The organism is Dyadobacter sp. BE31 (assembly GCF_031457695.1).
Classification (GTDB): domain Bacteria; phylum Bacteroidota; class Bacteroidia; order Cytophagales; family Spirosomataceae; genus Dyadobacter.
In genome coordinates, this window is the sequence record NZ_JAVDXA010000009.1 from 19,475 (window position 1) to 40,348 (window position 20,874).

Here is a 20,874-nt window from a genome sequence, read left to right on the forward strand (position 1 = left end):
ACAAATAGGGTCATTTTATCGGAACATAAAGCCACTTGCCGTCACTTTCCATCGTGAGCCGGTAGGATTTTTCGTGATAATCAAATCCCGCTCCTTCGTTCTTCTCGGCGATGATCACATCGGGCTGAAATGCCGGATCTTCCAGCATCCGCGACGGATTTGTCACGCGTACGTGCGCAAATGTGCGTCCTGGTTTTCTCAACAGGAACTGGTAGGCGTAGTCGAAACTGGCTTCCGTAAAAACAAAACCGATTTTTTGCGGATTGAGTGCATTCACCTGTTTCAAAAGTGTTTCGGTTCCGGGCCAGTGGTCGCCCCAGAACAGCCGTCCCGGACTGGCATAAAAGACGCTTTCCTGTTTGAGGTTCAGGTTGGCGGCGTCGACGCGGATGTTGAGATGCAATGCCGAATTGATAGGCGGAAATATTTTTTCAAAAAACCATTTGGTGGAGAGAAAAGGGTGCGCCGAGCTGAGTAATGCAAAAGGCAGTGCCGCTACCCAAAGCAGGAAAGGAAGCAGCCGGGCCGACCATGCGGATAGCACCGAGCCATAGGTAAGGCCCACAACGGGAGCTGCCAGGAGGAAGAACGGAATATGCAGCCGTGAGCCGTAAGTCTGGTAGCTGATAAAAAAGCAGAAGACCAGTATGCTGAGAAAAGTCAGCCAGCCATACCATTTGGCAGCTTTGGGAAGGCGCGTGAAAATCAGGAGCGGAATGCTGAAAATAATCAGCCAGATACCAAAGAAATTGTGGGCGAAATCCTCATTGAAATTCAGCTTGTTCATCTTGAACGGCATTCCGAGGCGTGGTACATCGAGGGGGATGCCCATCGCCGCGTGGAGATTTCGGAGCTGGTTTAACAGAAAATCGTTGTACTGGTTACCAGGCGACACGAAGCCCAGGTGAAGGAAAGCGTGCTTGCTGACCGACGAAACATAGTCGGCCGGGCCGGTAAAGGTGTTTTGATTTCCTGAACTGATGGTGCCTACGGGCGATGCGAAGATCTCGTAAGTACGGTACCAGTAAGGAACATTGAGTGCCAACGTAAAGATGAGGGAGGCGGCCGTGAAAGCGACGATATGCTTCCGGAATACCGGTTTCCGAAGCATCGAAATCAGCAGGTAAGTGCCGAATGGAAGCACGTAAAACAGGAATGTCCCCTTCGTCATCATACCCACCGCACAGCATAGCGGAATCAGGTACAGGCTTGCCAGATGGTTATTCCGGATATAATCAAAAACAAAAAATACGGTCGCGAGGACGAAAAAAGCGACAACCAGGTCGTTCTGGGTTGTCATCGATTCCAGGACAACGATTGGCAGCGTGGCGGCAAAGCACAAACCGATACGAAGCGCGGCGCGAGAATTTGAAAAGAGCCGGATAATCATAGATACCAGTGCCAGCACGCCGGCGAGGCAGCTCCATTGCAAAAGCTGGAAATAACGCTCCGAACCGGAAAGCAGGAAGGTATACAGGTGTACATATTCAGAAAAAGGGCTGAATGAGATCGAGCGCTCGATGTGCGAGGCGTAATGTGCCACGTTGCCTTGCTGTATCCAGTAACCCAGCCGGCTCAGGTGGTAGCTGAGAGAATCCTGATTGTTTGGAATAGCCGCGATAGCAACTACCAGGGTGACCAAACTAAGAACGGCCAGCATGGCAATGGTGAAAGCGCCGAGTTCCTGACAAAAGTTTCGGGTACCGTTCAGCCAGTGTTTCGCGATAGTAGGGAAAGTCAGGCCGTGAATGCTTTCCAGCCGGAACCACGTTACCGCCAGTGCGATGTCAAGAATGGCCCAGCTGACGGCAATGGCAACCCGGTTGATCAGGTTGAACAATCCCAGCACCTCTGTGCTGACGGCAATGAAAAGGAATACAAGAATGGCGGCGGAAATCAGCGAACGACGGAAAGGCTGCTCCGCGTTCCTGTAAAATGCCACATAGCAATTCGCTGTGGCCAAACCCATCGCCGTCGGGATCAAAAACATCATAGTTAAGGAAGTCCTGTTCGGCAAGTATGAGCTGCAAACTAACTATTTCGTTGCAAAGAACCGCATTAACTGGTCATTCCCGAATGGGAGGGAGAAGGAAAAAACAAATGCATTTGCCCGATAAGTGCCTGAACTGAGGATACTTTAACCTGCTGGTTTTGGAAGATTATTTCGGCTTCAAATCCATTCTCCGCTTCGAATACGCTGACAAGGCAAGGTGCATTGCGGTGGTTGCTGACACCCAACCCCTCCCTTTGCAGCGCCCTTCTCACCCAGAAGAGCGGCTTTTCAGCCCCTTCAAGGTAAATCTGCGCATTGTCCACGGGTTGGTGGATGATAAATGTGCCGGTAGTGCGGTCAAATGAAAAGCCGTTTCGGGCAAATGTGGCTTCGAATGCGCCGCTGAGGACAAGATCTTCCGGTGGCCCGGCGAGGATTTTACCGTCGGGGTGCATTAGCCAGAGCTCGTCGGCGGTTTGCAGCGCGAGGTCCAGCTCGTGCGTGCTGAGCAGGATCGCCTTGTGCATATTGCGCGCGAGCGTGTGCAGGAGGCGCATCATTTCTACCCGATTGGGAAGGTCGAGATGGGCCGTGGGTTCATCGAGCAGGATCAGCGGCGTGTCCTGCGCGAGGGCACGTGCGAGCATTACTTTTTGCCTTTCGCCATCGCTGAGCTGGTGCATATGGCGATCGAGCAGCGGGGCTATGCCGGTTTGTTCAATGCTTTGGGCTATTTGGGAATGGTCATCTTTTGTCAATGTACCCAGCCAGCCGGTGTAGGGCGTGCGTCCCAATGCAACCACCTCGCGTGCCGTGAGGTTACCTGCGTCGATTCGATCTGTTAATACGAGGCTCAGTTTTTGGGCGAGTTCGGCGGGTTTTAATGCGTGGAGGGGGCGGTTATCGATCGTAATTTCACCCGTCAGCGCCGGTTGCAGGCCGCTTAGGGTACGCATCAATGTAGATTTGCCCGCACCATTTGAACCCAGCAGACATACCAGGCTCCCGGGCCGTAACTGTAAGTCGAGATCCGCCGCTACTGTTCGCTCCGTTCCGGACGACCGGTAACCGATCGCCAGCGAGCGGGTTTCGACAATGGCTTTCTGATTTTTCATGAAAAAGACGAACGTAGGTTATTGCGCCGGATAATGATCCAGATCACGACGGGAGCGCCAAGCAGCGACGTTACGACGTTGATCGGAATGACGGTTTGTGAGCCGGGAAGCTGGGCAATGATATCGCAAAGCAATAATAGTACGGTTCCGGTGAGGCAGGTTGCGGGGATAAGCACGCGGTGGTTGGATGTTGCGAGCAGCGAGCGCGTAATGTGCGGAATGGCGATGCCCACAAAGCCGATAGGCCCGCAAAAGGCCGTGATGCTACCGGTAAGAAGGCTCGTACTGAGCATAATCAGCAAGCGCGTCCGCCCGACGGTAAGCCCCATGCTTCTCGCGTAATTTTCACCTAACAGCAATGCATTGAGCGACTTCGAGGATGCAAATGCGAGCAGCAAACCTCCTGTGACTACGCCCGAAAGTACATATAAATGATAGCCGGTAACGCCGCCCAGGGAACCGAACGTCCACATAATATACTCCTGCAACTGCTCGGGCTGGCTGAAATATTGCCAGATACTGATAATGGAAAGCGTAATGGTGCCGATCATGACGCCAACTATGAGCAGGATCACATTATCGCGGATACGCCCGGCGATCAGGAGAATCAATGCCAGAACTCCGGCTGAACCCAGTGAAGCCATGCCGATGATGAGCCAGCTTCCGGAAATCCCCAGCTGGCTGATCGCGTACATACTCGCGCTGCCCCCGCCTGCGAGCATCACGGCGGCCACGCCCAGGCCGGCGCCTGCGGTAATGCCCAGCTCCGATGGACCGGCCAGCGGGTTACGGAAGAGCGTCTGCATTTGGAGTCCGCTTACCGACAGGCCACAGCCGGCAAGAATAGCGGTGATGGCTTTGGGTAAACGTATTTTTTCAATGATAAAAAGCCAGGCCTGGTTGTCGGATTCGCCGGTGGTCACGATGCGGAACACCTCCCTGAATGGTATCGCCACCGAGCCGAGCATGATATCAAGGCAGAAGAGGGCGATGGCGAGAATCGCTAAAAAAAGCAATGTCCAGCTTCTGTTTGGCGTGTGCTGCGTCATTCGGGAAGCTGTTTGTAGTAAACAAGCTGATGGTCCGGAAGCAATTCGGGATGGAAAATCCGGATCATATCGGCCAAAACAGTATGCGGGTTTACGCTGCCCGATTCGAAGAAATCGTTCGAACCCTGCTCGTTGACCAGGCGATTATAGCTATACAGCCTGCCTGTACGCGCCGCTTTGAAGTCGGCGTAGCGGGCATCCTGGGCGATGATACTTTTCCGCGTGTCGCGACTGTCGAACCCTACATTCAGCCAGTAATCTGCTTTGAGAGCAAATGGATATACCGCTTCGAAACTGAGGGGAAGGCTTCCAGTCGCGGGGTCGTTCTGCCACGGGTAATCGGCGCCGGCATCCTTAAAGAAACGGGCCATATAACTGTTGCCGCCGGGCAGAAACCAGGCATCTTTGGTATTCAGGCCGGAAAGTACTGTCGGCTTCGTGACCGCTTTTTGGGCAAGGGCCGAGAGCCGCTCGTATTCGTTTTCTATTTGTGTAAATTTTTGATTAACCAACTCTTCTTTATCCAGCAATGCGGCCATGAGTTTCACCCATTCCGCACGGGCCAGCGGCGTTTGCTCCACCCACTCGGAGTTGATCAGCACGGGTATCCCCGCTTCCTTCAATATGCGGTAATGATCCATTTTTCCGCCAGGATTGCCAATCGTCATCACCAGGCCGGGCCGCATTTCAATCACCTTCTCATCATTCAGGCCCTGGTCGCGGCCCACCTCCACAATTTTGCCGGCCTTGATCAGGCCAATTACCTTCGGAGAATACACGTATTGCAAACTGCCGAGACCGGTCAGTACATGCTCCGCATCCAAAAATCCCAGTAACCCGACATGCATGGAGGACATCGCAGCGAGGCTTTTTACCGGTATTTCAATCCGCTGAGCGCGTGGGTAACCCGCGGGCATAGCAGTCCCTTTTTTTTGAAGGATATATTGTAAAGTATCACCCTTTCCGCCGAATGGATTGATGATACTGACCAGTTTGAAGTCTTTGAAATACGCAATCTTAAACCCCCGGGCATGATGGATTTCAGTTTTGACAAACAGGGTGGTTGAATCGGTAGGGGCCTGCTGTTCTTTTCGCTTATCGCCAGATGGGCCGCAGCCCTGGATAAGCAAGCCTGTGAAAATGAGCAGGTAAAAGATTTTGGACATATTTGTAATGAATAAGCAAGTCATCGACTCGTCCAAAATTACTCATTTATTAAGCGTTTGCAGTGGTTAATGGATTTGTTCTCGTCAAATGTAACTCAGCATTTGTCTGACATTATTCAGTCCGTTCTGCATAGTGTCTACAGAACGTGTCCCATGGTAGTAACCGGCCAGCTGCAACTCATCATACACATTAGCAAGAATTCTCAGAAGCTTCTTATCATATTTCCTCAACCGCATCATATAATCCTCGATACTCTTCGGTTTCGTAAAATGAATGCCTTCCTTTTGCCGGAGATATTCATCCAGAATAAGTAATGCAGCCGAGTAAGCCGTACCCGCAGCCATTTTAACATACTTGACATCGGCATACAGGCCGTCTTTTTTGCCGGCTTTTTCGGTTAGGATCTGACGTGCGTTTTCAAGGTAGCGTTCGGCTTCCTGCGAGGGGGTGAGGGAGAGATGGTGTTGTTCCGGCATAGTGCTGTGTTGGTTTATCTTACTCTTTATACGAACACATTCAGGAAAGGTAACATCCAAGTTCTGAATAAATTTCGTCAGCTTTTAGTGTGGAGCGGGAAAAATTGCTGTTCAATTGCATTTGTAGCCAGGCCGGTAGCGCATTTGGCATACTTTTGATAATTTCCGGGGTATGCCAAAACAGCCTCTCTTACAGTTTACCGGGAAAAGTATTTACTGCGCCATTGCCGACGTCCATATCGACCCATGGATGCCCGTAGGCCGGGCCATCATTACGCACGCGCACAGCGACCACGCGCGATGGGGCAGCCGGCATTACCTCGCGCACAAGGATAGCGAGCCGATTCTGCGGCTGCGGCTAGGGCAGGATATTAATCTCCAAATCGTTCAGTATGGGGAGAAATTCATGATCAACGGCGTGAAGTTTTCCCTGCATCCGGCCGGTCATATTATTGGTTCGGCGCAGGTGAGAGTGGAGTACCAGGGCGAAGTGTGGGTGGCCAGCGGCGACTATAAACTGGAAAACGACCATTTTGCAACGCCGTTCGAACCCGTGAAATGCAACGTGTTCATCACCGAATCTACATTTGGATTACCTATTTATAAATGGCGGCCGCAGCAAGAGGTGATGGCCGAGATCGACAATTGGTGGGCGCAGAACCGCGCCGAGGATAAAGCCAGCGTGTTGATGGGTTATTCGCTGGGGAAAATGCAGCGGATTTTGAGGAATATCCAATTACAGGATTCTGTCATTTACGCGCACGGGGCTATTTACACCGTGAATGAACGCCTGCGCGAGGCTGGTTTCGATCTGCCGGAGCTGACATTGGTTACCAAAGAAATGGACAGGAAGCTGTTCAAAGGGGCGCTGGTGCTGGCTCCGCCTTCGGCTGACGGCACCACGTGGATCAGGAAGTTTGCTCCCTATTCGGTCGGGTATTGCTCGGGTTGGATGGCCTTGCGGGGCGCCAAAAACCGCCGCGCCGTGGATCAGGGGTTTGTATTAAGCGACCATGTCGACTGGCCTGATCTGAACCGGGCTGTGAAAGAAACCGGTGCTGAAAAAGTGTACGTCACGCATGGTTATACGAGCATTTACGCACGTTGGCTCAATGAAAACGGCATTGAAGCGGCCGAAGTGAACACGATGTACGGCAACGAGGACGAAAATGAAGAAGAGGAAGCCACGCAGGATGTTGCGGCAGGGCAGAATGCCTATGAGGAGCACAAACGGGAGCTCGACGAAACGGTGAATACAGACAAAGACGGTACCGGACTATGAAACAGTTTGCAGAGCTCTTCATGAACCTCGACCGCACGAACAAGACGAATGCGAAGGTCGATTTGCTGAAAAGTTACTTCCAGACGGCTTCGGACGACGATAAGTTGTGGGCGTTGACATTGTTTACAGGACGCAGACCATCATTCAAGGTCAACCGCACGCAGGTGAAAGAATGGGCCGCCGAAGAAGCCGGTATTCCGATGTGGCTTTTTCAGGAGAGCTACCACAGTGTGGGGGATTTGGGAGAAACGATTTCGCTGCTTTTACCCCGTATAAGTCCGGGAGGCTCGGAGAAATCGCTTTCGGAGTGGTTCCATTACCTGGGAATGCTGCCCGGCATGGCCGACGAACAAAAGCGAGACCATATTATCCGTGCCTGGACGCAGCTTTCGCAACATGAGACGTTCGTGTTCAACAAACTGCTCATGGGCAGTTTCCGAATCGGCGTTTCGCAGACTTTGGTGGTAAGGGCATTGGCGGAAGCCACCGAAACGGATTCCAATGTAATTGCCCATCGGGTAATGGGGCAATGGGACCCGCTGGAAACTACTTTCGAGCAGTTAATCCTTGACAAAGGAGAAAACGACAATGCATCCCGTCCGTACCCGTTTTTTCTCGCTTACCCGATTGAAGGTGATGTTGCGGATCTCGGCGAGCCCAACGATTGGTTTGCCGAGTGGAAATGGGACGGCATCCGCTCCCAGATCATTTATCGAAACAAGGAGTTGTTCATCTGGACGAGAGGTGAGGAGTTGTCTACCGAAAAATTTCCCGAACTGCATTTCCTGAGCGATGTTCTTCCTGATGGTACCGTGCTGGATGGCGAAATTGTAACTTATGCCGATGGCCGGCCTATGCCGTTCAATGTGCTGCAAACACGTATTGGCCGCAAAAATCTGTCCAAAAAAGTACTCGAAGAAGCGCCGGTTGCATTTTTGGCTTACGATATGCTCGAAGCGAACGGGGTGGATATCCGGGGGCTCACGCAGGAGCAACGCCGGGTGCAGCTGGAAGCGGTACATGCGAGTATGCCCGCGCAAAGCTATTTCCACCTGTCGCCGTTGATCGATTTCGAAGATTGGCAAGCTCTGCGCGATCTTCATCCGCACTCACGTGAGAATATCGCCGAGGGCTTCATGATCAAGCGTAAGGCGAGCACTTACCAGGTTGGTCGCAAAAAAGGCGACTGGTGGAAATGGAAGATCGATCCGCTGAGCATTGACGCCGTACTTATTTATGCCCAGAAAGGCTCCGGCCGCCGCGCCGAACTTTTCACCGATTATACCTTCGCCGTCTGGGGCGACGACGGGAAGCTGGTGCCGTTTGCGAAGGCCTATTCCGGCCTTACCGATGCGGAAATCGGACAGGTGGACTACTTTATCAAGCGCAATGTCCTCGAAAAATTTGGTCCCGTCCGCACCGTCAAGCCCGAGCTGGTTTTTGAAATCGGATTTGAAGGAATCAACGAATCAACGCGTCACAAATCGGGAATAGCCGTGCGGTTTCCGCGGATTTTGCGGTGGCGGAAGGATAAGAAGGCAGAGGAGGCGGATAGTTTGGGAAACCTGCGGGAGATTTTAAATAATTATAAATAAACAATAAATAATAGATTTATTTAAATATTAAATATGCAAATTTAATATTTCATGTTATATTTGCATAGATGATTAGGCGTAGGCTTGAAAATAGAATCAAGGAAGCTCTGACGAAGAATGCTTCGATCGCTCTGATGGGACCCCGTCAGATAGGAAAAACTACAATCGCTCTCGATGTGGTTGATGCTACACCTGCATTATATTTAGATCTGGAAAGTCGCCTGGATCTGGAAAAAGTCAGAGATATCCGGGCATTTTATGAAGCGAACAAGAACCGGCTGATTGTGCTCGATGAAGTGCAACGGATACCCGAGCTTTTTACCGAATTGCGGGGCATTATCGATCAGGAGAGGCGAAGTGGGAACAGATCGGGTTTGTTTCTGTTTCTTGGGTCGGCTTCTATTGATCTACTTCAACAATCGAGCGAGTCGCTCGCGGGACGCATATCCTATCTGGAACTTTACCCGGTAGACGTTATTGAATATGCGTCCGAGGATTTTCAACAAGTCAATACATTGTGGCTTCGCGGAGGCTTCCCCGAGAGTTTACTTGCAGCTTCGGATCGCGACAGCCTGGAATGGCGGCAGGATTTTATCCGGACCTATCTCGAACGCGACATCCCACAACTCGGGCCGCGCATTCCGGCAACAACTTTGGAGCGGTTCTGGACAATGCTGGCGCATAATCAGGGCGGCGTATTAAATGCATCGCACCTGGCGAGAAATCTCGACGTTTCGGGCGTGACCATTAGTCGTTACCTGGATTTGATGGTCGATCTGCTCCTCGTAAGACGATTGCAGCCTTGGGCTTCGAATGCAGGCAAAAGATTGGTGCGTAGTCCTAAGATTTATGTGAGAGATAGTGGTATTACCCATGCTTTAATGGGGATAGAGACTTTCAATAACCTGCTGGCACATCCGGTGGTAGGCGGGAGCTGGGAAGGATTTGTCATCGAAAACATCATGAGCGTAGCCCCTGCCCGCATGCAGCCTTATTTCTACCGGAGTGCCGGTGGTGCGGAGGTTGATCTGGTTCTGGAATTTGCGAACGGGACAAAATGGGCGATAGAGATCAAAAGAAACTCAGCGCCGCATTTATCCAAAGGATTTCACATTGCCTGCGAGGACATTCAGCCGGACAGAAAATTCGTGATCTATTCGGGAAAGGATGCATTTCCGATGGGCGACGGGGTTATGGCTACTTCGCTTGCCAGTATGATGCAGGAGGTGATGAACCGTTTTTCACCATAATACTTCTATATTGCCATACAAGGCAAACTTCTCATCGATTGAGATGACCGTCAGCTTTTCCGCAACGGCAGTCGCGATCAGCAATCTGTCAAATGGATCACGATGAACATCCAACAGCGGTAGCTCATCATATAAATCCAGGTACTCCGGCTTGATGGTCAGTGGTTGGATACCGATCTTTTGTGCTTCTTCGTGGTAGCGGGAGATGGGATGTAGCAATTCGAGTTTCCCTGTCTTCTTTTTGATGGCCATCTCAAAGAAAGAAACCGCACTCACATAACAAACGGAATTGATATCTTCAATTATCAGCCTGGCTTTTTCGGAAAGTTTATGATTTTGACCCAGGCACCAAAGTATTGTGTGTGTATCGAGGAAGTATGCCATTAAATATAGTCGGATAAGTCGTCCAGGCTTTCGTTGAAATCGTCTGCTGTTTTGATAGTGCCCGTCATGCTGCCCAACTTGCGTTTTTGACCGGTGAAAGTACTATTGTCATCACCCATGAAGGTGACCAGAACTTTACTATTTTTTTTTACGGGCGGCGATTCTTTGAGAATAACTTTCCCGTTTTCATAAACTCCCTCAATGGTGGTAAGCATGGCTTTAACAGGTTGATCCTTTTAAACAAATATACTAAATCACGTCGACTTATGACAGTAGCGAGCTGCTCATAGACCTCATGGCATAGAAGTTGGATTGTTTTTACACAGCAGTTTTAGTTAATTCAAATCAAAAATTCTTCCCTTGACCAAATCCCGCGGACATGCCATTGTTGAGCAATGGTTTAAAGATAAAAAGTGGAAATGGGCGGCTTTTCAGAAGGAGGCCGCGGCGGCTTATCTGGCGGGGAAAAGTGGCTTGGTGAATGCGCCCACGGGTAGCGGAAAGACCTACTCGCTCTGGCTGCCGATTCTGATCAGGCACATTAATACGCTTCCTAAAAAGCCTCTCAAAACAAAAAAAGGGCTGCAAGTACTTTGGATTACGCCGCTTCGGGCGCTTTCGAAGGACCTTTTCCGGAATATGGAAATGGCGGCGCTTGAAATGAACCTCACGTGGCGGGTGGGCATACGTACGGGCGACACAGGTACGCGGGAGCGCAACGAGCAGAAGCGGCAAATGCCCGATGCCCTCATTATCACGCCGGAGAGCCTGCATATGCTCTTCACGCAAAAAAATGCCTCCGAATTCTTCAAAAACCTGCATACGGTAGTCGTGGACGAGTGGCACGAGCTGATGGGAAGCAAGCGCGGCACGCAGACGGAACTTGCATTGGCGCGCCTGCGAACCATTAACCCGGATCTGCAAACCTGGGGCATCTCCGCGACAATCGGCAACCTGGAAGAAGCGAAGCAGGTGCTGCTGGGGATGCGTTTTCCGGATGAAAATTCGGTGATCGTCCGGGCGAATACTGAAAAGAAGATCCTGGTGGAAAGTATCATTCCCGACAGGGTGGAAACGTTGCCCTGGTCGGGGTATATGGGGATCAGGCTGGTGGATAAGGTGGTGGAAGTGGTGAACAGGAGCCGCACGACGCTGCTGTTTACCAATACCCGCTCGGGAACGGAGATTTGGTACCGCACGATCATCGAAAAATACCCGGAGTTTGCCGGTATTATGGCCTTGCACCACGCCTCGCTCGACCGCGAGATTCGCGATTGGGTGGAGGAGGCATTGCACGATGAACGGCTGAAACTGGTCATATGTACCGCCAGCCTTGACCTGGGAGTCGATTTCCGCCCTGTGGACACGGTTATTCAGGTAGGGAGCCCCAAAAGCATTGCGCGGTTCGTGCAACGTGCGGGTAGAAGCGGGCACCAGCCGGGCGTCGATAGTAAAATCTATTTTTGTCCTACCAATGCATTGGAACTGATCGAAGCGGTATCGTTGCGGGAGGGCGTGATCAAGAATATGATCGAGGACCGGCCACCGGTTGCTCATGCATTCGATGTGCTGGCTCAATGGATGATCACATTGGCGGTGGGCGAGGGGTTCGACGAAACGCAGCTTTTCGAAGAGGTGCGTAATGCATATGGTTATCAATATCTCAACCGGGAGGAATGGGAATGGCTTTTGGGATATATTACAACCGGTAGTTCATCGCTCACGGTTTATGACGAATACAAGAAAGTGGAGCGCGTGAATGGCCGTTATGTGGTGACGAGCCGGCGCATTGCGCACCGGCATTTGCTGAGCATGGGTACGATCGTCTCGGAGGTTTCATTGAAAGTGAAGTTGCAGAGCGGTAAATACCTGGGAGCCGTAGAGGAGTCATTTGTGATCTGGATGAAAGCCGGCGACGTGTTCTTCTTTGCTGGTATGAGCGTGGAATTTGTACGAATCCATGAAATGACCGTAACCGTTAAAAAGGCCGAGGGGAAAAAAGGTTACCTCGTGCGTTGGGCAGGCGGGCGGATGCCGCTGTCGTCTCAGCTCTCCGCATTCATTCGCGAACGCCTTGCCGACGCGATCGAAAACCCGCATAAGGAAGTGGAACTGGCCAAAATGCAGCCGCTGCTCGAATTGCAGGAAAAGCGTTCGGTGATTCCCAAAACCAATGAGCTGCTGATCGAACAATGCGAAACCCGCGAGGGATATCATATCTTTATATTCCCGTTTGAGGGGCGGTTGGTGCATGAAGGCATGTCGATTTTGCTCGCTTACCGCATTAGCCAGCTGCGGCCGATCACGTTTTCGGTAGCGATGAACGATTACGGTTTTGAGTTGTTAAGTGATCAGTATGTCGATCTGGCCGAAATCCTCGGCGAAACCGACCTTTTCTCGATCAAACACCTCGTCGACGACATTTACCAAAGTGTGAATGCGACGGAGATGGCGAAGCGGAAGTTCCGGGAGATTGCCGCCATTGCAGGGCTGATGTTTCAGGGATATCCGGGGAAATATGTCAAAACGCGGCAATTACAGGCGTCCAGTTCATTGCTTTTCAATGTGATGAGCAAGTACGAAGACAATAACCTGCTGATCAAGCAAGCATATCAGGAAGTTCTGACCTACCAGCTCGAAGAGGTGCGTATGCGAGAGGCGCTTGCGAGGATCGAACATCAGAAAATAGTCATACAAAACACCGACAGACCGACACCATTCTCGTTCCCGATCATGGTCGACAGGCTTCGGGAGCAATTAACTTCGGAAAAGCTGGACGACAGGATCCAGCGAATGATCAAACAGTACGGTAATGCAGATTGAGATCAGAGGCAACCACTTTTTATTATTGACCCAAAGGGCGATTTTCTGGGAAGAAACGCAAACATTACTGATCGGAGACCTGCATTTGGGGAAAGTAACGCATTTCAGAAAGGAGGGCATAGCGATCCCGCACAACGCCGCAGCGAACAACTTTCAGCGGCTCGATGAACTGGTCAGGCAAACCGGTGCCACCCGCATTATATTCCTCGGTGACCTTTTTCACAGCGAATACAATTCCGAATGGGAGACCTTCCGTGAATGGCGCGCAGCGCATCACTACATCGAAATGATCATCGTTATGGGCAACCACGATATCCTGCCGGTAAGCCTGCTGCTCGAATGTGATTTACAGGTGTATGTGGATGATTATGAGGAGGATATATTTATTTTTACACACCATCCGAAAGTAGAATTCGATGCCTCAAAGTTCGTTTTTGCGGGCCACGTCCACCCCGTTTTTACCTCCTATGGCAAAGGTCGGCAGAGCGTGCGGCTTCCGTGCTTTGTGATTGACAAATACCAGGCAATTTTGCCGAGTTTTGGGGTGTTTACAGGAGGGTACCAGATGGGGCTGGCTGATGATAGGAAGATTTACATTACTACTGAAACCCGAGTGTTTTCTGTTTGTTAAATGCTGATTATGAGTTAATTGAGTTGAAACCGGAAAAATATGGAATCAGATTCCATATTTTTCCGGTTTTGATTATTTTTGATGTATGATAGAGAGAATTGCTGCATCAAAAATTGAACAATTGGCAGCCACATTCAAATCTGTGGCTGTTACCGGACCGCGGCAGTCCGGCAAAACGACATTAGCAAAGGCATTGTTTCCTGAAAAAGCGTACTTATCTCTCGAAAATCCGGACGTTCGACGGTTTGCATTAGAAGACCCGCGTGGGTTTCTGTCAAGGTATCAATCCGGAGCCATTTTTGATGAAGCACAACGCGCGCCCGAGCTGTTTTCCTATTTACAGGAAATCCTGGATAACTCGCCAGAGCCCGGTCGTTTCATCCTTACTGGTTCCAATAACTTTCTATTGCAGCAAAATATCTCGCAAACCTTGGCCGGTCGCGTTGCTATTTTGAATCTGTTGCCATTCAGTACCGCGGAGCTTTTTGCAGGATTCAATGACGTGGCTGATGAGGACCAATTGATATTCAAAGGGCTATACCCACCGATTTACGAGCCTGGAATCCCGCCGGAAGATTGGTTTCCCAACTATTTGCGGACTTACATTGATCGCGATGTGCGGCAAATCAAAAACATTACCGATCTCATCGTATTCGAGAGGTTCATACGACTCCTTGCCGGACGGAATGGTCAGGAATTGAACCTCACTTCTCTTGCAGTCGACACAGGTGTGGATACAAAAACTATCCAGTCGTGGATAGGCATTCTGGAAAGTAGTTTTATCATTTACCTCCTGCGCCCGCATTACAAAAATTTTAATAAAACCCTCATTAAGCGGCCTAAGGTATATTTTTATGATACAGGACTGGTTTGTTCGCTGCTCGGGATTTCCAGTGTGGAGCAATTGCCGCTTCATCCGTTGCGCGGCGCACTCTTTGAATCGCTGGTGGTTACTGAACTCGTAAAACAACGGACGAATGCCGGTAAGCCCGTCAACCTTTACTACTGGCGCGATAAAACCGGGCATGAGGTTGATATTATAATTGATAACGGTCTTTCACTAGTTCCTGTCGAGATTAAAGCCGGAAAGACAGTTAACAACGAGTTTTTCGGCAATATCACCTATTGGAACAAGTTGAGCGGCGCAACGAAGGGCTACATCGCCTACGCCGGGAACCAGATCGAAGAGCGTTCGAACGGCATCACCGTTTTGAATTGGTTTGAATTGTTGAAACGGGATGTTTAGCGTCTTTTGCGCAAAGGAGGCTCTATTCGGAGCCAGGACGTCCTTTCACACAATGCTATAAACAGAAGATTTGTTTGGAATCAATCTTGCAGATGTAGTTCCGGAGGAACATCCTGTTTAAAGCAAACGAAACGAGACCGTAAAAGCGGCTCCGGATGGAGCCTCCTGAGCATCTAGATTGTTGCCATTACCTATAATTTTCGGCCAGCTGCGAAATCAGGTTTGCGACACGGAGTTGGTTTACAATATGTACCCGCATTTCCGGACTAACATTTTGCATGTTCTGAGTAAACAAAAGGCTTTCAACCATGAAGTTGAGAGAGTTAATTATTTCGCTCGCGCTGTCGGTTTGGAAAAAGGCTTTGATGATTTCGTGTTCAGTATCCAGTGTGCTCATAGTTGCAAGAATAGTTTAAGTAAGAAATGTTTTGTAGAGTATTCTACAAGGCTTGTATAAATAAAAAGCCCGCTAAGGCTCATGGGTAATGATAGTCTCGATTTTGAACCTGCCGAATTCAATTAAAATCTCCTTCATCCGCTTCTCCGAAACACCACCGCCGTGCGTGTAATCACGCCATGCAGATACTGGTTTTCCCTTTTTCAGGTCCGCTGGTAAATTCGGGTACTCATTTTTTAACCACCAATCGAAAGCCTCGGGGATTGAAGAAAACTTCATCTTTGCAAAGATATAATTTGTAGATTACTCTACAAGGGGTCGGTGACTTGTAGAAACTGATATGCGAACTTTACAAATATATCAGTTTTGGGCTTTACCTATCAGGCAGCTGTCTGCGGGAAATACCGTTGCACCCCGAAAAAAGATTAGCCAACCCTCAGCTAACCGCCGCTTGCGCAGGTTGGGTTTTCACTTTCAAATGCTTGCTGATGACCCGGATCAGTTCTTCTGCTCGGAAAGGTTTTGTTACAAATCCGCTGAAATTGCAGGCAGCAATTTCGGGGGTCTTTTCGGCAAAGGTGTCCGCGGTGAGGGCGATCACCGGAACGTGCCGGTGCCTTGGGTAGGAGCTTTGGATTTTTTTCATGGCCGTTACACCATCCATAACCGGCATTTGAATATCCATCAAAATAAGGTCGAAATCGGCGGTTTCGAGGGCGTGGAGCACTTCTTTTCCATTGTTGCAGATCACAAACTCTGCCTCCCACTTGTTGAGCAGATGTTTGAGCAGGGTCTGGTTCGCCAGAATGTCCTCGGCAGCCAGAATGCGGTAGCCTTTCAAAGATAATGTGGAAGGCGCGTTCGTCTTTTCTTCTTCATATGATGTGCTTCCCTTGCCGAAATTCAGCACCACCGTAAATGTGCTGCCTTCTCCAAGCGTGCTGCTGGCGGAAATGGATCCGTTCATGAGCTCGGTGATTTTTCGGGTGATGCTCAAACCAAGCCCGGTACCTCCGAAATTGCGCGCGGCATTGTTGTTGTGAGCTTGTGAGAAACTGTCGAAAATGACGCTCAGCTTGTCTGCCGAAATGCCTATTCCCGAGTCGGATACAGCTATTTGGAGATCGATATGGTCGCCGTGGTCGTGGGCGAGCTGCACGTCGACTTTTACAAAACCGCCTTCTTCCGTGAATTTGATGGCGTTGCCAATGAGGTTGACCATGATCTGATTGAGCCGGTAGGGGTCGCCCATGACGATTTGGGGCACCTTGCTGCTGCAATGGAACGTAAAATCGATGGCCTTTTCCCTGGCCCGGATTTCAAAGGTTTTCATCAGGTAACCGAGCTTTTCGCGCAGGTCGAACTCAAAGTTTTCCAATCCGAATTTCCCGGCTTCAATTTTCGAAAAGTCGAGAATGTCGTTCAGTATAACCAGCAGATTATCAGCAGAATACTTAATCGTGTTCAAATGCTCCTGCTCCTCACCTGTGAAACCGCTCAACAACAGCAGATCCGTAAATCCAATGATCGCATTCATTGGCGTGCGGATTTCGTGGCTCATAGTCGAAAGGAAGTCGGATTTGATACGGGTTGCTTCCTCAGCATGCTTTTTGGCCTCGATCAGCTCCCGTTCGGCTATTTTGCGCGAAGTAATGTCGATCGCCGTGCCTAGTACTTCCTGCACCCGCCCTCTCGTATTCCTTTTAAAGGGCACTTCGCGGGTGATGATCCAGATTTCCGAGCCGTCCTTGTGTTTCAGCCTGAACTCCTTTTCCAACACTTCGCCATCCTTCACGCGGTAGCGCATATGGTTGTAATGCTCACGGAAAGTGCGCTGGTCCTGCTCGTTGATGATCCGGGCAAGGCCTTTTCGCGTGTCGGTTTCCACTTCGCATTCCGAGTAGCCCAGTATCTTCCAAATCTGTTTGTTATGGAAAATATTGGTCCACTTCTCGATGTCGATCACATAAATGATATTAGGGGAAAGTAGCGCTACTTTGTTTATAAACTCTTCTTTTTCAGCTAATTCGTGTTCGGCTACCTCCCGGCCTTTTTCCATTTCGAGCATCTGGCTCATGGTATGGAAGGCTTTCGTGAGTTTTTCGGGCGTAACTTCCGACTTGGGAAAATAATCCAGCGCGCCGGCCTTCATCATTTCAACCGCAAGGCGCTCGTCGCCGTGTGATGTGAGCACGATTACGGGCAGGTGAGGTGCGCGCTCCTTGACAGTCTTCAGTAGCTCCAGACCGTTCGTTTTGGGCAGCTGGTAATCGAGGAAAATACAGCCGGGCGTCCAGACATCGAGCATCCGGAGTGCTTCTTCCGCATATTTACATATTCTAACCTCCCCTATTTCCACCTGGGCCCGGCTGATGGCGCGGTTCAGTTTCATAGCGTCGATTTCGTCGTCTTCAACAAGCAGGATGGATAGAGGGGGCATGTGCTTATAGTGGTGGATGTTACTACTGAGGATATTCACAAAGTGTCCAATAGCTGTTCAGCGTGGAAACCGCTGCGATAAACCGGTCCATCGACAACGGTTTGAGAATGTACCCGGCCACGTTCAGGTTAAACGCTTCGATCTTGTCGCTGTCTTCATTGGAGGTGGTCATCACGAAAACCGATAGCGAGGCGAGCGATGGATCCTGCCTGATCTCTTTCAAAAACTCGATACCGCCCATTTTAGGCATGTTCAGGTCCAGCAACACGATTTTTGGCCTGGGATATTCCAAAGTATCGGAGCGGAGCAACGTCAATGCTTCAATGCCGTTGGATGCGACGACGAGCTGGTTGGAAATATTGTTCTTCTTGAATGCCCGCTTGACATTCATCACATCAACTTCGTCATCTTCTACGAGGAGTATGGTCATCGGGACAGGGTTGGTAAAGGACATTTCTTTAAAATTGAGTAAGTTAAAATGGGTTATCCGACATTACTGGATGTCTTTTGCTTCGTTTTTCGGCCAGGTAAAAAGGAATGTTGTCCCTTCGCCCATCACCGTTTCGATTCTTATTTTGCTGTGCTTTTCGTCGAGGATTTTCTTCACAATGGCAAGGCCTACGCCGGTACTTTCCACCTCGTCGCGCGCTTGCAGGGTCTGGAAAATCACGAATATCCGCTCGTGGAACTCAGGGCTGATGCCCGGCCCGTTATCACCTACATAAAATTCAAACTGATTGCCAAGGTCTTTCCATCCGACGGTGATATGGATCTCCGCCTTGTCGTTATACTTGATACCATTGGATATCAGGTTTTGCAGGATTTGTGTCAATGCAATTTTCTCTGCTTCGATCTCTGTGCCCGCATCTCCTTCGATTCGGAATGAAAGCGGTTTTTTGGTACTGAATGATTCGCAGAGTTCGTCCACCAAGCTTCTGATCAGGAACTTCTCTTTCACGGTTTTGATCCGTCCTGCGCGCGAATATGACAAAATGCCGTTGATCAGGTTCTCCATCCGGTGCACGCGCCCGCGCAGGAGCCTGAACTGGTCCTTGGTTTCGCCTTCGAGCATATGGGCAATGTCCTCCTCGATCCATTCCGAAAGGTTGTTGATCGCCCGCAGCGGTGCTTTCAGGTCGTGGCTCACGACGTATGCAAACTGATCGAGCTCCGCATTGATACGTTCCAGGTCGCGGGTATAGGATTTTAGCTTCTTTTCGGCTGTTACGCGCGCAGTTACGTCCGAGAGCGTCCCGGTGAAGCCGATGTGTTCGCCATGGGCATAATAGGGGATAATTGAAACGCCCAACCATTTTTCCTGCCCGTCGGCAGTGAATATGCGCAGGGTATCTTCTTTTCCCTGGACCTCATTATGGAGTATTTCAATCAGCTTTTCCCTGGATTCGAGCGGAGGAAGAAAACCTGCAAAACGCTGGCCGAGGCTGGCGGCCACGGGGTAGCCTGTAATGCTCTCCCATGCCTGGTTGAGGTAGGTGAAATTGCCTTCACGGTCCAGCTGCACCAATACCTCCGAAATGCTGCCCACCACCTCTTCCAGCCTTTGACTGGTGAGGGCGGCTTCTTCCGTTTTTTCCTGTGCGATGCGGCTTAGCTCCCGGTTGGCTTTGAAAAGTTCACCCGAGCTCTGTTCCAAGATCAGCTCCATCCGCGTCAGATCGTCCTGGTATTCGGCATAGGCCTGATTTACGGCCAGCAGGAAATCCTGCATATCGGGGTGGTCGGCAAGATCAGGCGGTAATGACTTCCTGATTTGTCGTTTTAAGAGCCGGTGGTAATTGGTTTCGGTTAGTTCAAGCGTTTGCATCGGTTATTCACGGAAAGTGGTAATCGTCATGGTTTGGTTATGCAGCTCGCACAACGAATCACGGTTGAACGGCGCCAGTTCGCCATAGGAGTAGAAGCCTGTCATAACCGGCCCATCCAGCACTTCGGAGACGGATTCGACCTCTTCTTCCACCATTTGTTTCAATACCAGCTTGCGTCCGACGCAGCTAACCAGAATAGCGAATTCAGCATTGTTATCCAGGCCACGCGCTGCTTCCTGGGCCGCTTCTTCGGCACCGTTGATCAGCCGGTCGTTGTTGGCTTTCATCAATCTCACAAACGAGCCCTCGGGAATATCTCCCGCGAATGTCAGGCTCTTTTCGTCTTCATTAATCCCCAGAATCGTGCGTACCACCGGTGCGCGCTCCTCATTATCACGCATGCTCAGCGGAAACAGCAGGCCCGAGGCCGGCAGTTCTTTCGCTTTATCACCCAGGAATGATTTATAGAGATCGAGCGCCGGCTCACCGTCGATTTCATAAAGGATATTGTCTTTAGAACGCGTCACCCGTCTGTCGAGCCCGAAGCTGTCCCAGCCGCCGCGCGAGCCGTATCCGATCGAAAGCTTTTCACCATAAAAGCCAATAGCCGCCACACTTTCGGTTGCGACTTTTCCATCGGGCTCGATAATTATCGTACGGGCGAAATGCGAGCCGTCGCCAGCCAGGCCGCCGGTGATCGTGGTACCGTCGGTCAACCCTTCCGTCATGCCCTTCACGAGGTCGGTGCCATTCACTTTGAGGCCATCGGAAACGACGAAGACGTGTTTAAGCCCTTGGGCCGGAAGTTGGGAGACGAGCCGTTTGCCCGCTTCCCAGCTGTCGAAATCAATATCTTCAAGGCTGATTTTAGAACTTTTGATCGATACGTCCTGGAACGCAATACCCGTGACGATGATGGTATGCTCTCTTACCGACTCATTGGCGATTTCCCCGGCGGTTGAGCATCCGGAAAAAACGGCATCGGGATATTGCAATGCGAGTTGGTGCGAAATCCCCGTAGTTTCAAGCAGTTCCCGGTCGCCGAAAATGAACAGCACTTGCGGGGAAAACGAGAACGGGATTTCAGAGGGACTATCCGAATAGACAAACTGTTCAATCTGCATAGATACAGGTGGTTGCGACGTTATAAATCGATCTACAATTTACATAAAACTTTTGAGAACGAACTATTTTTACGCT

The 20,874-nt window shown here is 50.4% G+C and carries 18 protein-coding genes; 6 read left to right on the forward strand and 12 right to left on the reverse strand.

The annotated features are described in order from the left end of the window. Nucleotides 1-10: 10 nt before the first annotated feature. The 5 genes from J2Y43_RS31985 to J2Y43_RS32005 all read right to left on the reverse strand — a co-directional run bounded on the left by J2Y43_RS31985 (nt 11) and on the right by J2Y43_RS32005 (nt 5,800). Nucleotides 11-1,993, reverse strand: a complete 1,983-nt coding sequence (locus J2Y43_RS31985) for a glycosyltransferase family 39 protein (protein ID WP_309993198.1) — start codon at nt 1,991-1,993, stop codon at nt 11-13. Between the two features lie 65 nt (nt 1,994-2,058). Beyond that, nucleotides 2,059-3,108, reverse strand: a complete 1,050-nt coding sequence (locus tag J2Y43_RS31990) for an ABC transporter ATP-binding protein (RefSeq protein WP_309993196.1) — start codon at nt 3,106-3,108, stop codon at nt 2,059-2,061. Then, nucleotides 3,105-4,157, reverse strand: a complete 1,053-nt coding sequence (locus J2Y43_RS31995; protein ID WP_309993193.1) for an iron ABC transporter permease — start codon at nt 4,155-4,157, stop codon at nt 3,105-3,107. The genes J2Y43_RS31990 and J2Y43_RS31995 overlap by 4 nt, the downstream gene beginning before the upstream one ends. After that, complete coding sequence (locus tag J2Y43_RS32000; RefSeq protein ID WP_309993190.1) at nt 4,154-5,323, reverse strand: ABC transporter substrate-binding protein; 1,170 nt, start codon at nt 5,321-5,323, stop codon at nt 4,154-4,156. Before J2Y43_RS32000 ends, J2Y43_RS31995 begins: the two co-directional genes overlap by 4 nt. A gap of 84 nt (nt 5,324-5,407) precedes the next feature. Next, the gene (locus tag J2Y43_RS32005) at nt 5,408-5,800 is read right to left on the reverse strand and encodes a DUF5618 family protein (RefSeq protein ID WP_309993188.1); all 393 of its coding nucleotides are present in this window, start codon (nt 5,798-5,800) and stop codon (nt 5,408-5,410) included. 172 nt (nt 5,801-5,972) lie between these two features. Between J2Y43_RS32005 and J2Y43_RS32010 the strand changes: the two genes are divergently transcribed. The 3 genes from J2Y43_RS32010 (at nt 5,973) to J2Y43_RS32020 (ending at nt 9,927) form a co-directional block, all read left to right on the forward strand. After that, nucleotides 5,973-7,082 carry a ligase-associated DNA damage response exonuclease gene (locus tag J2Y43_RS32010; RefSeq protein ID WP_309993185.1) on the forward strand — a complete coding sequence of 370 codons (1,110 nt, stop codon included), beginning with the start codon at nt 5,973-5,975 and terminating at the stop codon, nt 7,080-7,082. Next, nucleotides 7,079-8,677 (forward strand): ATP-dependent DNA ligase, encoded by a 1,599-nt coding sequence (locus J2Y43_RS32015; RefSeq protein ID WP_309993182.1) that lies wholly within the window; start codon nt 7,079-7,081, stop codon nt 8,675-8,677. Before J2Y43_RS32010 ends, J2Y43_RS32015 begins: the two co-directional genes overlap by 4 nt. Before the next feature lie 68 nt (nt 8,678-8,745). Next, nucleotides 8,746-9,927: an ATP-binding protein gene (locus J2Y43_RS32020; protein ID WP_310226752.1), complete on the forward strand. Its 1,182-nt coding sequence runs from the start codon at nt 8,746-8,748 to the stop codon at nt 9,925-9,927. Here the strand turns inward: J2Y43_RS32020 and J2Y43_RS32025 are convergent. Beyond that, the gene (locus J2Y43_RS32025) at nt 9,919-10,311 is read right to left on the reverse strand and encodes a type II toxin-antitoxin system VapC family toxin (protein WP_309993178.1); all 393 of its coding nucleotides are present in this window, start codon (nt 10,309-10,311) and stop codon (nt 9,919-9,921) included. The two genes, J2Y43_RS32020 and J2Y43_RS32025, sit on opposite strands and share 9 nt — an antisense overlap. Then, nucleotides 10,311-10,526, reverse strand: coding sequence for a hypothetical protein (locus J2Y43_RS32030; protein ID WP_309993176.1), 216 nt, complete (start codon nt 10,524-10,526; stop codon nt 10,311-10,313). Before J2Y43_RS32030 ends, J2Y43_RS32025 begins: the two co-directional genes overlap by 1 nt. 145 nt (nt 10,527-10,671) lie before the next feature. Here J2Y43_RS32030 and J2Y43_RS32035 point away from each other — a divergent pair, with 145 nt between their 5' ends. The 3 genes from J2Y43_RS32035 to J2Y43_RS32045 all read left to right on the forward strand — a co-directional run bounded on the left by J2Y43_RS32035 (nt 10,672) and on the right by J2Y43_RS32045 (nt 15,011). Then, entirely contained in the window at nt 10,672-13,134 is a 2,463-nt protein-coding gene (locus tag J2Y43_RS32035) for a ligase-associated DNA damage response DEXH box helicase (RefSeq protein WP_309993173.1), read from the forward strand. Continuing rightward, nucleotides 13,124-13,765 (forward strand): ligase-associated DNA damage response endonuclease PdeM, encoded by a 642-nt coding sequence (pdeM, locus tag J2Y43_RS32040; protein WP_309993171.1) that lies wholly within the window; start codon nt 13,124-13,126, stop codon nt 13,763-13,765. Before J2Y43_RS32035 ends, pdeM begins: the two co-directional genes overlap by 11 nt. Nucleotides 13,766-13,886: 121 nt before the next feature. Further along, on the forward strand, nt 13,887-15,011 hold the full coding sequence (locus J2Y43_RS32045) for an ATP-binding protein (protein ID WP_309993168.1): 1,125 nt from the start codon (nt 13,887-13,889) through the stop codon (nt 15,009-15,011). Nucleotides 15,012-15,480: 469 nt separating this feature from the next. Here the strand turns inward: J2Y43_RS32045 and J2Y43_RS32050 are convergent, their stop codons facing one another. The 5 genes from J2Y43_RS32050 to J2Y43_RS32070 all read right to left on the reverse strand — a co-directional run bounded on the left by J2Y43_RS32050 (nt 15,481) and on the right by J2Y43_RS32070 (nt 20,798). After that, entirely contained in the window at nt 15,481-15,687 is a 207-nt protein-coding gene (locus J2Y43_RS32050) for a hypothetical protein (RefSeq protein WP_309993166.1), read from the reverse strand. A 157-nt stretch (nt 15,688-15,844) separates the two neighbouring features. Next, on the reverse strand, nt 15,845-17,848 hold the full coding sequence (locus tag J2Y43_RS32055; RefSeq protein WP_309993163.1) for a response regulator: 2,004 nt from the start codon (nt 17,846-17,848) through the stop codon (nt 15,845-15,847). A gap of 22 nt (nt 17,849-17,870) precedes the next feature. Beyond that, on the reverse strand, nt 17,871-18,278 hold the full coding sequence (locus tag J2Y43_RS32060) for a response regulator (RefSeq protein WP_309993160.1): 408 nt from the start codon (nt 18,276-18,278) through the stop codon (nt 17,871-17,873). Nucleotides 18,279-18,341: 63 nt separating this feature from the next. Next, complete coding sequence (locus J2Y43_RS32065; protein WP_309993158.1) at nt 18,342-19,673, reverse strand: ATP-binding protein; 1,332 nt, start codon at nt 19,671-19,673, stop codon at nt 18,342-18,344. A gap of 3 nt (nt 19,674-19,676) precedes the next feature. After that, the gene (locus J2Y43_RS32070) at nt 19,677-20,798 is read right to left on the reverse strand and encodes an FIST N-terminal domain-containing protein (RefSeq protein ID WP_309993154.1); all 1,122 of its coding nucleotides are present in this window, start codon (nt 20,796-20,798) and stop codon (nt 19,677-19,679) included. Nucleotides 20,799-20,874: the final 76 nt, after the last annotated feature.

What these genes read in the sequence shown, in the direction of transcription:
- J2Y43_RS32005 (WP_309993188.1), bottom strand. Translation starts at nt 5,800, where the DNA reads ATGCCGGAACAACACCATCTCTCCCTCACCCCCTCGCAGGAAGCCGAA.
- J2Y43_RS32030 (WP_309993176.1), bottom strand. Translation starts at nt 10,526, where the DNA reads ATGCTTACCACCATTGAGGGAGTTTATGAAAACGGGAAAGTTATTCTC.
- J2Y43_RS32050 (WP_309993166.1), bottom strand. Translation starts at nt 15,687, where the DNA reads ATGAAGTTTTCTTCAATCCCCGAGGCTTTCGATTGGTGGTTAAAAAAT.
- J2Y43_RS32015 (WP_309993182.1), top strand. Translation starts at nt 7,079, where the DNA reads ATGAAACAGTTTGCAGAGCTCTTCATGAACCTCGACCGCACGAACAAG.
- J2Y43_RS32025 (WP_309993178.1), bottom strand. Translation starts at nt 10,311, where the DNA reads ATGGCATACTTCCTCGATACACACACAATACTTTGGTGCCTGGGTCAA.
- J2Y43_RS32060 (WP_309993160.1), bottom strand. Translation starts at nt 18,278, where the DNA reads ATGACCATACTCCTCGTAGAAGATGACGAAGTTGATGTGATGAATGTC.
- pdeM (WP_309993171.1), top strand. Translation starts at nt 13,124, where the DNA reads ATGCAGATTGAGATCAGAGGCAACCACTTTTTATTATTGACCCAAAGG.
- J2Y43_RS32020 (WP_310226752.1), top strand. Translation starts at nt 8,746, where the DNA reads ATGATTAGGCGTAGGCTTGAAAATAGAATCAAGGAAGCTCTGACGAAG.
- J2Y43_RS32000 (WP_309993190.1), bottom strand. Translation starts at nt 5,323, where the DNA reads ATGTCCAAAATCTTTTACCTGCTCATTTTCACAGGCTTGCTTATCCAG.
- J2Y43_RS31990 (WP_309993196.1), bottom strand. Translation starts at nt 3,108, where the DNA reads ATGAAAAATCAGAAAGCCATTGTCGAAACCCGCTCGCTGGCGATCGGT.
- J2Y43_RS32070 (WP_309993154.1), bottom strand. Translation starts at nt 20,798, where the DNA reads ATGCAGATTGAACAGTTTGTCTATTCGGATAGTCCCTCTGAAATCCCG.
- J2Y43_RS32010 (WP_309993185.1), top strand. Translation starts at nt 5,973, where the DNA reads ATGCCAAAACAGCCTCTCTTACAGTTTACCGGGAAAAGTATTTACTGC.
- J2Y43_RS31985 (WP_309993198.1), bottom strand. Translation starts at nt 1,993, where the DNA reads ATGATGTTTTTGATCCCGACGGCGATGGGTTTGGCCACAGCGAATTGC.
- J2Y43_RS31995 (WP_309993193.1), bottom strand. Translation starts at nt 4,157, where the DNA reads ATGACGCAGCACACGCCAAACAGAAGCTGGACATTGCTTTTTTTAGCG.
- J2Y43_RS32065 (WP_309993158.1), bottom strand. Translation starts at nt 19,673, where the DNA reads ATGCAAACGCTTGAACTAACCGAAACCAATTACCACCGGCTCTTAAAA.
- J2Y43_RS32055 (WP_309993163.1), bottom strand. Translation starts at nt 17,848, where the DNA reads ATGCCCCCTCTATCCATCCTGCTTGTTGAAGACGACGAAATCGACGCT.